This window comes from Terrabacter sp. Root85 (assembly GCF_001429185.1).
GTDB lineage: Bacteria > Actinomycetota > Actinomycetes > Actinomycetales > Dermatophilaceae > Terrabacter.
In genome coordinates this window covers 155,334-168,704 of the sequence record NZ_LMIW01000011.1, presented here as the reverse complement: position 1 = coordinate 168,704, position 13,371 = coordinate 155,334, and the positions used below count along the sequence as shown (strand labels likewise).

General features: G+C 73.0%; 12 protein-coding genes. 1 reads left to right on the top strand and 11 read right to left on the bottom strand.

What is annotated here, in order from left to right; genetic code table 11:
- Positions 1–227: 227 nt before the first annotated feature.
- The 9 genes from tsaD to glmS all read right to left on the bottom strand — a co-directional run bounded on the left by tsaD (position 228) and on the right by glmS (position 9,311).
- Complete coding sequence (gene tsaD / locus ASE25_RS17030; RefSeq protein ID WP_056778213.1) at positions 228–1,274, bottom strand: tRNA (adenosine(37)-N6)-threonylcarbamoyltransferase complex transferase subunit TsaD; 1,047 nt, start codon at positions 1,272–1,274, stop codon at positions 228–230.
- Positions 1,271–1,768, bottom strand: a complete 498-nt coding sequence (gene rimI, locus ASE25_RS17025; RefSeq protein WP_056826769.1) for a ribosomal protein S18-alanine N-acetyltransferase — start codon at positions 1,766–1,768, stop codon at positions 1,271–1,273. The genes tsaD and rimI overlap by 4 nt, the downstream gene beginning before the upstream one ends.
- Positions 1,765–2,475, bottom strand: coding sequence for a tRNA (adenosine(37)-N6)-threonylcarbamoyltransferase complex dimerization subunit type 1 TsaB (tsaB, locus tag ASE25_RS17020; RefSeq protein ID WP_056778208.1), 711 nt, complete (start codon positions 2,473–2,475; stop codon positions 1,765–1,767). The genes rimI and tsaB overlap by 4 nt, the downstream gene beginning before the upstream one ends.
- A gap of 95 nt (positions 2,476–2,570) precedes the next feature.
- Positions 2,571–3,050 (bottom strand): tRNA (adenosine(37)-N6)-threonylcarbamoyltransferase complex ATPase subunit type 1 TsaE, encoded by a 480-nt coding sequence (gene tsaE, locus ASE25_RS17015; protein WP_056778206.1) that lies wholly within the window; start codon positions 3,048–3,050, stop codon positions 2,571–2,573.
- A 4-nt stretch (positions 3,051–3,054) separates the two neighbouring features.
- Positions 3,055–4,305, bottom strand: a complete 1,251-nt coding sequence (locus tag ASE25_RS17010) for an alpha/beta fold hydrolase (RefSeq protein WP_056778203.1) — start codon at positions 4,303–4,305, stop codon at positions 3,055–3,057.
- On the bottom strand, positions 4,302–5,516 hold the full coding sequence (alr, locus tag ASE25_RS17005) for an alanine racemase (protein ID WP_082622944.1): 1,215 nt from the start codon (positions 5,514–5,516) through the stop codon (positions 4,302–4,304). The genes ASE25_RS17010 and alr overlap by 4 nt, the downstream gene beginning before the upstream one ends.
- Before the next feature lie 69 nt (positions 5,517–5,585).
- Positions 5,586–7,100 (bottom strand): bifunctional ADP-dependent NAD(P)H-hydrate dehydratase/NAD(P)H-hydrate epimerase, encoded by a 1,515-nt coding sequence (locus ASE25_RS17000; protein WP_056826768.1) that lies wholly within the window; start codon positions 7,098–7,100, stop codon positions 5,586–5,588.
- The gene (locus ASE25_RS16995; RefSeq protein ID WP_056826767.1) at positions 7,100–7,450 is read right to left on the bottom strand and encodes a holo-ACP synthase; all 351 of its coding nucleotides are present in this window, start codon (positions 7,448–7,450) and stop codon (positions 7,100–7,102) included. Before ASE25_RS16995 ends, ASE25_RS17000 begins: the two co-directional genes overlap by 1 nt.
- Before the next feature lies 1 nt (position 7,451).
- The gene (gene glmS / locus ASE25_RS16990) at positions 7,452–9,311 is read right to left on the bottom strand and encodes a glutamine--fructose-6-phosphate transaminase (isomerizing) (RefSeq protein WP_056826766.1); all 1,860 of its coding nucleotides are present in this window, start codon (positions 9,309–9,311) and stop codon (positions 7,452–7,454) included.
- A gap of 63 nt (positions 9,312–9,374) precedes the next feature.
- Between glmS and coaA the strand changes: the two genes are divergently transcribed.
- Positions 9,375–10,367 carry a type I pantothenate kinase gene (gene coaA, locus ASE25_RS16985; RefSeq protein WP_056778191.1) on the top strand — a complete coding sequence of 331 codons (993 nt, stop codon included), beginning with the start codon at positions 9,375–9,377 and terminating at the stop codon, positions 10,365–10,367.
- 105 nt (positions 10,368–10,472) lie between these two features.
- Here the strand turns inward: coaA and ASE25_RS16980 are convergent, their stop codons facing one another.
- Both ASE25_RS16980 and ASE25_RS16975 read right to left on the bottom strand, forming a co-directional pair.
- The gene (locus ASE25_RS16980; RefSeq protein WP_082622943.1) at positions 10,473–11,372 is read right to left on the bottom strand and encodes a hypothetical protein; all 900 of its coding nucleotides are present in this window, start codon (positions 11,370–11,372) and stop codon (positions 10,473–10,475) included.
- Positions 11,373–11,806: 434 nt separating this feature from the next.
- Complete coding sequence (locus tag ASE25_RS16975; protein ID WP_369793504.1) at positions 11,807–13,042, bottom strand: PhoH family protein; 1,236 nt, start codon at positions 13,040–13,042, stop codon at positions 11,807–11,809.
- Positions 13,043–13,371: the final 329 nt, after the last annotated feature.

The following is a 13,371-nucleotide window of genomic DNA, read 5'->3' as shown; positions in this document are numbered from 1 at the left end:
GGGCGGGTCCAGGAGGCGCGCGCAGGGTGCGCAGTACGACGGGCCGGGAGGTGGGCAGCCGTTCGCCCGCGCGGCATCGAAGGCGGCACCGTGTCCCTGCAAGGCCACGTGCCCGCATACGCCGCCTTCGCTCCACGCCGCGCGGGCGAGCGGGTGCCTGCCGACCCCACGCCGCGAGCGTCGCGGCGCGCTCGACGACCCCCCAGCCAAGCGGGCCGGGACGTCACCTACGCCTGGACGAGAGTGACCGGCATCGACGAGTCGGTGGGAAGTCCGAGGTCGCTGGGCTCGCGCCCCTTCGCCACCATCTGCGCCCCGAGCGCCGCGACCATGGCCCCGTTGTCGGTGCAGAGTCCGGGGCGCGGGACGCGAAGGGTGACACCGGCCTTGGCGCACCGCTCCTCGGCGAGCGCGCGCAGGCGCGAGTTCGCCGCGACGCCGCCGCCGATGAGCAGGTGGTCGACGTCGTGCTCCTTGCAGGCGAGCAGGGCCTTGCGGGTGAGGACGTCGACGACGGCCTCCTGGAAGCTGGCGGCGACGTCGGCGACCGGCACGGCCTCGCCGGCGCGCTGTCGCGTCTCGACCCACCGCGCGACGGCGGTCTTGAGGCCCGAGAAGGAGAAGTCGAAGCGGTGCCGCTCCATGTCGCGCCCGGTGGTGAGCCCGCGCGGGAAGTCGATGGCGATCCGGTTGCCTTCTCGCGCAGCGCGATCCACGTGCGGCCCTCCGGGGAAGGGCAGTCCGAGCACGCGCGCGACCTTGTCGAAGGCCTCACCGGCGGCGTCGTCCATCGTCGAGCCGAGCGAGCGGACGTCGTTGGTGACGTCGGGCACGAGGAGCAGCGAGGAGTGCCCGCCGGAGACGAGCATCGCCATCGTCGGCTCGGGCAGCGGCCCGTGCTCGACGATGTCGACGGCGACGTGCGAGGCGAGGTGGTTGACGCCGTAGATCGGCTTGCCGAGGGCGAGCGCCAGGGCCTTGGCCGAGGCGACGCCGACGAGCAGCGCACCCGCGAGACCGGGACCCGAGGTCACCGAGATGGCGTCGAGGTCACGCAGCTGGACGCCCGCCTCACGACACGCGCGCTCGATCGTCGGCACCATGGCCTCGAGGTGGGCGCGGCTCGCGACCTCTGGCACGACGCCGCCGAAGCGGGCGTGCTCCTCGACGCTGCTCGCGACGGTGTCGACGAGGAGCGTCTGGCCGCGCACGATGCCGACACCGGTCTCGTCGCAGGACGTCTCGATGCCGAGGACGAGGGGCTCGTCGCTCATGCGTCTCCCTTCGTGACGAGGAGGCGCATGACGAGCGCGTCCACGTTGCCTGGTTGGTAGTAGCGGCGGCGCACCGAGATGACCTCGAAGCCGGCCCGGTCGTAGAGGCGCCGCGCCGCGTCGTTGTCGGAGCGCACCTCGAGCAGCACCGCGTCCACGCCTCGCAGCGTCGCCCGGCGGACGAGCTCGTCGAGCAGGACCCGCCCCGTGCCACGGCCCTGGTGGCCTGGGCTGGTGGCGATGGTCATGACGTCGGCGACGTCCCCCGCGACGTCGAGGCCGGCATACCCGGCGATCGTGCCGTCGGGCGTCGTGGCGACGACGTAGTCGCGACGGGGGCGGCCGGCGAGCTCGCTCCACCACGTGGCCTCGGACCACGCGTCGTCGGCGAAGAGCTGCTGCTCGACCGTCGCGAGGTGGGCGAGGTCGGTCCACTCGAGGTCGCGCAGCACGACCTCCTCGCCGGGGTGCGTGTGCGGCTGCGCCACGGTCATCCGAGGGTCGACTTCGTCGAGGGCGGCGCGGGTGCCGCGTCGGGTCGGCGCAGGTAGAGCGGCTCGAGCCCGTCGAAGCCGTGGCCGGGATCGACCCCCTGCAGCTCGGCGGGGGCCGGTGCGGTGTCGCCCAGTCGGCGCACCGCGAGGTCGGCGAGCGCTCCCCCGCTGACGTCGAGCGGCGCCACGGCGTGCGGGAGCGCCTCGGTGTAGAGGGTGGGACCACGACCCGCCGTCGGCAGGGCGCGGGTCTCGGGCGGCAGGTCGGCCGCGCGGGACACGGCGGGCTCGGTCACGCGGTCGGCGCGGTCGTCCCCGAGGACGTACGCGGCGGCATACACCTCCTTGCGGCGGGCGTCGGTCGCGACGAGCAGGTCACCGCGCCGGCCCCCCAGCCACGCCTCGTGCGCGATGGCGTCGAGACTCGTCAGGCCGCGCACGGGAAGGCCGAGCGCGAAGGCGAAGGTGCGACCGGTGACGATCCCGACGCGCAGGCCGGTGAACGGGCCCGGGCCGATGCCGACGACGACGTCGGTGACGTCGCCGGGCTCTGCGCCGGCCGAGGCGAGCGCGTCGCGGATGTTGGGGGCGAGGTGCTCGGCGTGCGCCCGGGCGTCGAGCGTCGAGGCCTCCGCGACGACCGAGGTGCCGTCGTGCAGGCCGACGGTGATGGCGGTCGTGGAGGTGTCGATCGCGAGCAGGAGCACGTCGGTCAGGCTATCCGAGCACCCGCCGGGCCCCCGAACCCGTACGCGCGCATGCCGTCCGCCCGGCTCACGCGGACAGGTCAGGTCAGGTCAGGTCAGGTCAGGTCAGGTCGGGTCGCCGGCGCCACGGCCTCGAGGACGTCGTCCCACCGGTCGCCCACTCCCACCAGCCGCGCCGTGCGCACGTCGTCGCCGGTGACCGTCAGCTCGAGCCGCGTGTCGCTCAGCTGCTCGGCGAGACCTGCGCCCCACTCGACGACCGTGACGCTCGCGTCGAGGTCGGCGTCGAGGTCGAGGTCGTCGAGCTCGAGGGCGCTGCCGAGGCGGTAGGCGTCGACGTGGACGAGCAGCGGGCCGCCGACGAGCGACGGGTGCACCCGCGCGATGACGAAGGTCGGCGACGTGATCGGCCCGCGCACCCCGAGCCCCTCGGCGATGCCCTGGGTCAGCGTCGTCTTGCCGGCACCGAGGTCGCCGGTGAGGACGAGGACGTCGCCACCGCGCAGCAGGGCGCCGAGCCGTCGACCGAAGTCCTGGGTGTCGTCAGTGGTGGCCCAGCGCACCTGGCGCTCCACCTGGTCACGCCCCCTTGGTGCGCGCCTGCTTGACGCGGCCGGACCGGACGAGCTCGGCGGCCTCCTTCTCGAGGCGGCGCTGGCGGCGGTTCTTGGCGACGTCGGTGACGATGCGACGCACCCGAGGCTGCTGGGCGACCTCGATCTGCTCGGCTCGCGCCCGTGCCGACTGGTCGACGAGCTGGACGAGGTGCGCGTTGAGCAGGTCGGGGTGCTCGAGCATGATGACGTGCCCGGCGTCGTTGACGACGATGTGCTCGGCGCCCGGGATGCCCTCGACGATGAGCTCGCTGTGCGAGGGCGGCGTGAGGATGTCGTCGCGCCCGTTGAAGACGAGGACGACGGCGTGCCGGAACTCGAGCAGGGCGGGCCGCTTGTCGAAGCCGTCGAACGTCTGGAGGTAGTCGTTGACGACGTCGAGGGGCGTGCTGAGGAGGATGTCGCTCGTGTAGCGCACGACGGAGCGCGGCACCGGCGAGGCGAACGAGTTCTGCTCGACCATGAAGTGCTCGATGTCTCGGCCGACGCGTCGGATCCGGGTGAAGAGCTCGGGCCGGTGACTCAGCGGGCCGAGCACGCCCGGTCCGAGGCGCTCGAGCATGAGGCGGCCGAGGGTCGCGGTGCGCCCGCCGTTGGCGAGCATGATGCCCCCCGGGCTCGTCGCGACGAAAGCGGCGCCGACGACCCGGTCGACGACCAGACGCGGGTGATGCTCGCCGAGCGCGAGCATCGTCATACCGCCCATCGAGTGGCCGACGAGGACGATGTCGCCCTCGGGCACGAGCTCTCTGATGACGGTGTGGAGGTCCTGACCGAGCCGGTCGATCGTGTAGCTGTCCTTCTCGCCGCGTCCTGAGCGGCCATGGCCGCGCTGGTCCCAGCTGACGACGCGGTAGCCGGCCTCCTTGAGGGCCCGGCGTTGGTAGACCCAGCAACGCAGGCTGAGGCAGTAGCCGTGGGTGAGCACGATGGTGGGCAGCTCGTCGGGACGGCCGTGGCGGGTGGTGCCGTCGGCGGCCGCGTCGGCTGCGGCCGCAGCCGGGAGGTCGATCTCGACGTGGAGCGGGACGCCGTCGTCGGTGAGCACGACGTGCTCCTCGTCGGGGGTGATCTCGAGCAGCTCGGGGGTCTCGAGAGCGGCCATCGCCGCGCGGTGCTTGCCCGCACGGTCGGCGGCGATGCCGGCCGCCACACCCGCGGCGACACCGAGGGTCGCGGCGGCGATGCCGATGACGGGGTTGCGGCGCGGGCTCATGCGTCGGCCTCCGAGCCGCCGACGTAGAGCCTCGGCACGCGGGCCCCGAGCCGCGTCACGATCTCGTAGCTGATGGTGTCGGTCGCGTCGGCCCACTCCTGGGCCGTCGGCTCGCCCGGCGCGCCACCGAAGAGCGTGACGACGTCACCGGCCTGCGCCGTGGACCCCGGTCCGAGGTCGACGACGAACTGGTCCATGCAGACGCGCCCGGCGATGGTGGTGCGCCGGCCGTCGACGAGGAGGGGCCCGACGTTGGTCGCGTTGCGGGGGACGCCGTCGGCGTAGCCGGCGGGCACGAGCCCGACGACGGTGTCGACGTCCGGGACGTACGCGTGGCCGTAGCTGATCCCCTGTCCCGCGGGGAGCGCCTTGACGAGGGCGAGGCGCGCGCGCAGGGTCATGACCGGACGCAGCCCGAAGTCGTCGTCGACCTGCGGCACCGGCGTCAGGCCGTACATCGCGATGCCGGGGCGCACGAGGTCGGCGTGCGCCGACGGGTGCACGAGCGTCGCGGCTGAGTTCGCGAGGTGGCGCAGCTCGGGTCGCAGGCCGGCCTGCTCGGCCTCGGTGACGGCCTCGAAGAAGCGCTCCTGCTGCGCGAGGACCGTGGGGTGCTCGGGCGAGTCGGCGTGGGCGAAGTGGGTCCACACCCCGACGACCGAGACGGCACCCTCCTCCTCGAGGTGACGAGCGTGCTGGACGAGCGTGGTCCAGTCCCCGCCGTAGGCTCCCCCGCGCCCGAGGCCGGTGTCGACCTTGAGGTGCACACGGGCGGCGCGCCCGAGCGCGGTCGCGGCGGCCGCGATCTCGTCGAGGACCCAGGGCGCCGAGGCCGAGAGGTCGATGTCGCGCCGGATGGCGCCGCCGACGTCCGACCCGGGCACGGTGAGCCACGTCAGCAGAGGCGTCGTGAGGCCCGCGTCGCGCAGCGCGAACGCCTCGGCGAGCTGGGCCGCGCCGAGCCAGGTGGCGCCGCCGCGCACCGCTGCACGCGCGACGGGCAGCAGGCCGTGCCCGTAGGCGTCCGCCTTGACGACGGCCATGAACTGGGAGCCGGGAGCGAGGGCGCGCAGCGTGCGCACGTTGGCCTCGAGCGCGCCGAGGTCGATCTCGGCCCACACCGTCAGGCCGTGGGTCTCCGGCGCGGCGGGGCGTGCGGCCGCCGTGGGCGTCGCGGTCCGCTCGGCGTCGGAGGCGTCGATCTGGCTCATCGGTTCAGTCTCGCAGTTCGTGTGGGAGGTCCGGGTGCAGGGCCACGCGTGCAGGGCGCGTGGGCCGGCTCAGCCGGGCGCGGACCGTCCCCGGGCCAGCAGGTCGCGCACCGTCGGTCGTATGCCGTGGGCCACCGCGAGGGCCCGCAACGGGCCGCCGCCGGAGACCCGGTCGGCGGTGACGCCGTGGACGAGCGCGCCGAGCGAGGCCGCGTCGAGCGGGGACAGCCCCGCCGCGAGCAGGGCCCCGATGACGCCGGAGAGCACGTCACCGGCCCCGGCCGTGGCGAGCCACGGCGGCGCATCGGCCTGGGACCGCACGGGCAGGTTGCCGTGGCTGACGACGAGCGTCGTGGCTCCCTTGAGCAGCACGGTGCCGCCGATGAGCCCGGCGAGGTCGCGGGCGGAGCGCAGTGGCTCGGCCTGGACGTCGGCGGCGGTGATCTCGAGCTCGCCGGGGTCGGCGCCGGGCCGGACCATCCGTGCCAGCAGCCGGCCGAGCTCTCCCGCGTGCGGTGTGACCACGGTCGGCGCGTCGCGCCAGCCCTCGATGAGGTCGAGCCCGCCCGCGTCGACGACGACGGGCAGGTCGGAGGCAAGGGCGGCCCGGGCCACCGCCACCTGGGCCAGCGCCTCCGGATCGGTGCTCTCGACGTCGAGGCCCGGGCCGATGACCCAGGCCTGGACCCGACCGTCGCCCATGACCGCCTCGGGCACGGCCTGGTGCACGAGACCCACCGGGGTCGGCGTACCGACGTAGCGGAGCATCCCGACGCCGGCCTCGGCAGCCGACGTCGTGCACAGCACGGCTGCGCCGGGGTAGGCCTCGCTCCCTGCCACGACGCCGAGGACGCCGCGGGAGTACTTGTCGTCACCCCGTCCGGGCACGGGCCACAGCTCGGCGACGTCGTCCCAGGTCAGGCGCTCGACAGCCGCAGGCACCTCGTCGACGTCGATCCCGATGTCGACGACCGTGAGCCGGCCGGTCGCGGCCTCTCCCGCTGGGAGCAGGTGCACGGGCTTCGGGGTGCCGAAGGTGACGGTCTCGTCGGCCCAGACGGCGTCGTCCTCGCCGGACTCCCCCGTGGGGTCGAGCCCGCTGGCGAGGTCGACGGCGAGCACCCACGCGTCGTCGTCCACCGCGTCCACGAGGTGCGCGGCGTCGGGCCGGAGGCCGGGGCGACCACCGATGCCGACGATGCCGTCGAGCACGAGGTCGGCCTCGGTGACGACGTCAGCGGCCGCGGCCGGGTCGTCGGCGGCGACGTGGACCATGACACCGGCTGCCTCGGCGGCCCCGAGGCCTCCCGCGTGGACGCCCGCACGGCCCGAGGCCGGCACGAGCACCACGGCGCAGGCGAAACCCGACTCCGCGAGGTGGGCGACGGCATACAACGTGTCGCCGCCGTTGTCGCCGGCGCCGATCAGCCCGACGACGGTCGTGCCCTCGACGTCGGCGAGGCGGGCCACCGCGACCTCGGCGAGCCCGAGGGCGGCCCGGGACATGAGCTCACCCTCGGGGAGCTGCGCCTGGGCGGCGGCCTCGGCGGTGCGGACCGCGTCGACGGAGTGCGCGCGGATCATCAGCCCTCCGCGATGACGACGGCCGACGCCACACCGGCGTCGTGCGACAGGGACACGTGGAAGGAGTCGACGCCGAGGTCGTTGGCCCGCGCGAGCACGGTGCCGCCGATCTCGAGCGTGGGGCGGCCGTCGTCGTTCGTCACGACCCGGGCGTCGGTCCAGTGCAGACCCACGGGCGCACCGAGCGACTTGGCGAGCGCCTCCTTCGCGGCGAACCGCGCCGCGAGCGAGGCGACGCCGAGGTGGCGCTCCTCGAGCGTGAAGAGCCGCTCGCGCAGCGCCGGGGTGCGCTCGAGGGTGGACTCGAAACGCGCGATGTCGACGACGTCGATCCCGACCCCGACGATCACGTCACTCGACCGTGACCGACTTGGCGAGGTTGCGCGGCTGGTCGACGTCGAGGCCCTTGGCCGTCGAGAGCCACAGCGCGAAGACCTGGAGCGGCACGACGGTGAGCAGCGGCGCGAGCAGCGACGACGTGGCGGGCACCCGGATGACCTCGTCGGCGAAGGGCTCGACGGAGTCGTCGCCCTCCTCGGCGATGACGAGGGTGCGGGCGCCGCGCGCGCGGACCTCCTGGATGTTGCTGACGACCTTGCCGTGCAGGCCGTGCTCGCTCGTCGGCGACGGCACGACGACGAAGACGGGCTGGCCGGGCTCGATGAGCGCGATCGGGCCGTGCTTCAGCTCGCCGGCCGCGAAGCCCTCGGCGTGGATGTAGGCGAGCTCCTTGAGCTTGAGCGCGCCCTCCATGGCGATCGGGTAGCCGACGTGGCGCCCGAGGAAGAGGACCGAGCGGGTGTCGGCCATGAACTTGGCGATCTCCTTGACGCGGCCCATCTGGCCGAGCAGGGTCTCGATCTTGGCGGGGACGCCGCTCAGCTCCTTCATGACCGACTGCGCGTCGTCGGCGAACGAGCCGCCGCGCAGCTGCGCGAGGTAGAGACCGAGGACGTAGCAGGCGGTGATCTGGGCGAGGAACGCCTTGGTCGAGGCCACCGCGATCTCGGGGCCTGCGTGCGTGTAGAGCACGGCGTCGGACTCGCGCGGGATCGTCGAGCCGTGCGTGTTGCACACCGAGACCGTGATGGCACCGAGCTCGCGGGCGTGCTTGACGGCCATGAGGGTGTCCATCGTCTCGCCGGACTGGCTGATCGACACGACGAGGGTGCGCTCGTTGACGATGGGGTCGCAGTAGCGGAACTCGTGGGCGAGGGCGACCTCGACGGGGATGCGCGTCCAGTGCTCGATGGCGTACTTCGCGACCATGCCGGCGTACGCGGCGGTGCCGCACGCCACGATCGTGATGCGGTCGATGGAGCGGAGCTGCTCCTCGGAGATGCTCATCTCGTCGAGGACGAGCCGGCCCTCGGCGTCGGTGCGCCCGAGGAGCGTGTCGGCGACGGCGTGCGGCTGGTCGTGGATCTCCTTCTCCATGAACGTCGCGTAGCCGCCCTTCTCGGCAGCCGCGGCGTCCCACGTGACCTCGTACGCCTTGCCCTCGGCGGGCGTACCGTCGAAGTTGATGACGCTGGCACCCTCGGGCGTGATCGTGACGATCTGGTCCTGGGCGAGCTCGAGCGCGTGGCGCGTGTGGCCGATGAAGGCCGCGACGTCGGAGCCGAGGTAGTTCGCGTCGTCACCGAGGCCGACGACGAGCGGGCTGTTGCGGCGGGCGCCGACGACGACACCGGGCTGGTCGGCGTGGATCGCGAGGAGCGTGAACGCGCCCTCGAGCTCCGCGACGACGGCGCGCATGGCGTCGGTCAGGTCGTGCTCACGCTCGTAGGCGGCGGCGACGAGGTGGGCGACGACCTCGGTGTCGGTCTCGCTCGTGAACTCGACGCCGTCGGCCAGCAGGCCCTTCTTCAGGCTGTGGAAGTTCTCGATGATGCCGTTGTGGATGAGGGCGAGCTTGCCGTCCTTGCCACCGCGGTGCGGGTGGGCGTTCTGGTCGGTGGGGCCGCCGTGCGTGGCCCAGCGGGTGTGGCCGATGCCGGTCGTCGACGACGGCATCGGGTCGGCCTCGAGCTCGGCCGTGAGGTTGGCCAGCTTGCCCGACTTCTTGCGCGTCTCGACGTGGTCTCCGTCGATGAGCGCCACGCCGGCCGAGTCGTAGCCGCGGTACTCCAGACGCGCCAGACCCTCCATGACGACGTCGAGCGCCATTCCGTCGTCGGTCCGCCCGACGTATCCCACGATTCCGCACATGGGGTCCAGCCTAAGGGACCGTCCGGGGGCCCAACGCCACCCCCGGCTGTGGCGTCCGCAAGAATGTCGCTCGTGTCGGAGCCATCCAACGGTACCGGCGGGAACGGCGGCAACGGGACCGCGATCCCGTCGCCGTACGTCGAGTTCGACCGGGCCGCGTGGTCCCGGTTGCGCGAGAACCACCCGCTCAACCTCGACGACGCCGACCTCGCGCGACTGCGCGGCCTCGGTGACCGCGTCGACCTCAACGAGGTCGAAGAGGTCTACCTCCCGCTCTCGCGCCTGCTCAACTTCTACGTGGGGGCCACCCGCCAGCTCCACCAGGTGACGAGCGACTTTCTCGGCGAGCGCCCGGCCAAGACGCCGTTCGTCATCGGCGTCGCGGGCTCGGTCGCCGTCGGCAAGTCGACGACGGCCCGCATCCTGCGCGAGATGCTGGCCCGCTGGCCCGACACGCCGCGCGTCGCGCTCGTCACGACCGACGGCTTCCTCTTCCCCAATGCCGAGCTCGAGCGCCGGGGCATCCTGCAGCGCAAGGGCTTCCCCGAGTCCTACGACCGGCGTGCCCTGCTCCGCTTCGTCGCCGAGATCAAGTCCGGCCGGGCCGAGGTCACGGCCCCCGTCTACTCGCACCTGACCTACGACATCGTCCCGGGCGAGCGCATCGTCGTGCGCCAACCCGACGTGCTCATCGTCGAGGGCCTCAACGTGCTCCAGGCACCGGAGGTGCACCCCGTGCGGGGGACCGGTCTCGCGGTCAGTGACTTCTTCGACTTCTCGGTCTACGTCGACGCGTGGGTCGACGACGTGCGCAAGTGGTACGTCGAACGCTTCCTGCGCCTGCGCGAGACGGCGTTCTCGGACCCCGACTCGTACTTCCACCGGTATGCCGTGCTGTCCGACGACGAGGCCGTCGCGACCGCCAACCGGATCTGGCGCGAGATCAACGGCCCGAACCTCGTCGAGAACATCCTCCCGACGCGCTCACGGGCGAGCCTCGTGCTGTCCAAGGGCGACAACCACGAGGTCCGCCGGGTGCGGCTCCGCAAGATCTGACCGACGGCCTGCGCCGCAGCCTCGGGCCACCCTGCCCACGACGCACGTATGCCGTGCGGCGGGCTCCCGCTGGGAGCCGGCCACACGGCATACGCCTCGGTCAGGTCAGTACCAGTGCGGCGAGCGCGCCTGCCACGTGGACCAGGCGTTGCACGGGTTGCCGTAGGACATCTCGATGTACCAGAGACCCCACTTGATCTGGGTCAGCGGGTTGGTGCGGTAGTCGGCACCGAACTGCGACATCTTGCGGGCGGGCAGGGACTGCGGGATGCCGTACGCGCCGGAGCTGGGGTTCTCGGCGAACCAGCGCCAGTCGCTCTCGCCGGTCCAGAGGTTGACGAGGCAGTTGTACTGCGCGTCGCTCGTCCAGCCGTGGTCGGCCATGAGGACGCGGGCCGCGGCCTGCGGGTCGTCCTTGGCGTTGTCGATGGCGCGCTGGCGCTCCTTGGCGCGCTCGGCCTTGGCCGCCTCCTCGCGGGCCAGCACGGCCTGCTTGGCGGCTTCCTTCTTCTTCTTGGCCTCGAGCTCCTTGGCCGTGCGCAGGCCGGTGGCCGCGATGGCGGTGCGGCGCTCGTTGCGCGAGACGGAGGCGGCGGCGCGGTAGGTCGTGTCGACCGTCGAGGCGCGGGCCAGCTCGTCGGTCTGGGCGACGACGCCACTGCCGACGACGAAGGCGGCCGCGTCGGCGCCGATGAGGTTCGTGGCCTTGGCGTAGGCGAACCCGGAGGCGCCGAGACCGAGGGCGAGCGCTCCTGCGAGGATCGGTCGGCCGACGTGACGCTGGCGCGCCGAGGGCTTGTGGTGTCGGCTGCTGCGCGTTCCGTGCGGCTGAGCCGACGAGCGGCGGGCGTCGGGGCCTGCAGCGCTCTTGGAGGCGGCGCGGTCAGCGGCCGGGGTGACGGGGATGGCACGCGTCGGGTCGAAGGCCCGCCGGGCCCCCTGGGTCGCACCCTCGGCGCCTGAAGCACCTGACGCGACTGCCGCACCGGTCGAGCCGTGGCTCACCGAACGGGGGCTGCGGGGGACGTCCGGAGCCGTCTCGGGGTGGACGCGGCCGGACCGAGCCGAGGGTGTGGCGGGGTTCGGGCGCGGAGCGGTCGAGGGAGCCGGTGCGTTGCGGTGCCGGCCTTCATACCGTGCCATGAACAGACGTCACGCCTTCCTGTGTCGAGGGGTGTGCCTGGCGCGTGCGTCTGCGGGCGCTGGCCCGTCGACGGCTGCGCCCGACGTGTGGTGGTGACCCGGCCGGTTGCGCTCACACCCCGAGGCGAGCGTTACCGTTCCGAGATCTTTCAACCTCACACGGTGCCATTCGACCGCCCCGCGGGGCAAGTCGGCGTTCACCGTCGAGGGGTGTTCCAAGGGTCGTGGCGAGTGGCCCAGCGCACAGCGTCCCCGAGCCGCGTGCTCGGGGAGCGCCGTGCGGTCTGTGACTCAGGTCACATCTCGAGACCTTCGAGCATGTCGGTGACGAGCGCCGCGATCGGGCTGCGCTCGCTTCGCGTCAGCGTGACGTGGGCGAAGAGCGGGTGCCCCTTGAGCTTCTCGATGACGGCGGCCACGCCGTCGTGCCGTCCGACGCGCAGGTTGTCCCGCTGGGCCACGTCGTGGGTGAGCACGACCTTGCTGTTCTGGCCGATGCGCGACAGGACGGTGAGGAGCACGTTGCGCTCGAGCGACTGGGCCTCGTCGACGATGACGAACGCGTCGTGGAGCGAGCGTCCGCGGATGTGCGTCAGCGGCAGGACCTCGAGCAGGCCGCGGTCCATGATCTCCTCGACGACCTCCGTCGAGACGAGCGCCCCCAGGGTGTCGAAGACCGCCTGGCCCCACGGGTTCATCTTCTCCTGCTCAGTGCCGGGCAGGTAGCCGAGCTCCTGGCCACCGACGGCGAAGAGCGGGCGGAAGACGAGGACCTTGCGCTGGGCCCGGCGCTCCATGACCGACTCGAGGCCCGCACAGAGCGCCAGGGCCGACTTGCCGGTGCCGGCCCGGCCGCCGAGGCTGACGATGCCCACGTCGGGGTCGAGGAGCAGGTCGAGGGCGATCCGCTGCTCGGCGCTGCGGCCGTGCAGGCCGAACGCGTCACGGTCACCGCGCACGAGCCGGATCTGCTTGTCGGCGCCGACCCGCCCCAGGCCGCTTCCCCGCGGCGAGAGCAGGACGAGACCGGTGTGGCACGGCAGCTCGGCGGCGCCGGCGTGCTCGACGCGGCCACGGTCGTAGAGCTGGTCGAGCTCCTCGCTGCTGACCTCGAGCTCCTGCAGCCCGGTCCAGCCCGAGTCGATGCCCTGCTCGTGGCGGTACTCCTCCGCCTCGAGACCGCAGGCCGAGGCCTTGACGCGCATCGGGAGGTCCTTGGACACGATGGTGACGTCGGCGCCCTCGTTGGCGAGGTTGCGGGCCACCGCGAGGATCCGGGTGTCGTTGTCGCCGAGGCGGAAGCCCGCCGGCAGCGAGGACGGGTCGGTGTGGTTGAGCTCGACGCGCAGGGTGCCGCCGTCGGTGCCGACGGCGACCGGCTTGTCGAGGCGGCCCTCGCTGACGCGCAGGTCGTCGAGCAGGCGCAGGGCCTGGCGGGCGAAGTAGCCGAGCTCGGGGTGGTGTCGCTTGCCCTCGAGCTCGGTCACCACGACGACCGGCAGCACGACCTCGTGCTCGGCGAAGCGGAGCATGGCCCGGGGATCGGACAGGAGCACCGACGTGTCGAGGACGTACGTCTTGTGCTCGGGCTCGCGTTCGCGGGCCGTCGTGCGCGTGGAGGCGCGAGTCGTGGCGCGTGTGGAGGCCGCGGCCGGCTTGGTGTTCGTGCTGGCGGGGTCCGACGTGACCTGACGGGTCGTACGAGCCATGTGCCACTCCCTACGCGGCGCGCGTCGCGCGCCTAATCGCTCCCGAGATGCCGGGCGGTGACCACCAGAGGGTGGCGCACTGCCCGACCCTCCGTCCTGAGCGATCGCTCCATGGGTGGGCCTCCTGGCAACGCCCGACGGGTGTCGGCCGT

Excerpts from the sequence above, each read along its gene's own strand:
- ASE25_RS17000 (WP_056826768.1), bottom strand. The coding sequence starts at position 7,100 with ATGATCCGCGCGCACTCCGTCGACGCGGTCCGCACCGCCGAGGCCGCC.
- rimI (WP_056826769.1), bottom strand. The coding sequence starts at position 1,768 with ATGACCGTGGCGCAGCCGCACACGCACCCCGGCGAGGAGGTCGTGCTG.
- tsaD (WP_056778213.1), bottom strand. The coding sequence starts at position 1,274 with ATGAGCGACGAGCCCCTCGTCCTCGGCATCGAGACGTCCTGCGACGAG.
- glmS (WP_056826766.1), bottom strand. The coding sequence starts at position 9,311 with ATGTGCGGAATCGTGGGATACGTCGGGCGGACCGACGACGGAATGGCG.
- ASE25_RS17010 (WP_056778203.1), bottom strand. The coding sequence starts at position 4,305 with ATGAGCCCGCGCCGCAACCCCGTCATCGGCATCGCCGCCGCGACCCTC.
- alr (WP_082622944.1), bottom strand. The coding sequence starts at position 5,516 with ATGAGCCAGATCGACGCCTCCGACGCCGAGCGGACCGCGACGCCCACG.
- coaA (WP_056778191.1), top strand. The coding sequence starts at position 9,375 with ATGTCGCTCGTGTCGGAGCCATCCAACGGTACCGGCGGGAACGGCGGC.
- ASE25_RS16975 (WP_369793504.1), bottom strand. The coding sequence starts at position 13,042 with ATGCTCCGCTTCGCCGAGCACGAGGTCGTGCTGCCGGTCGTCGTGGTG.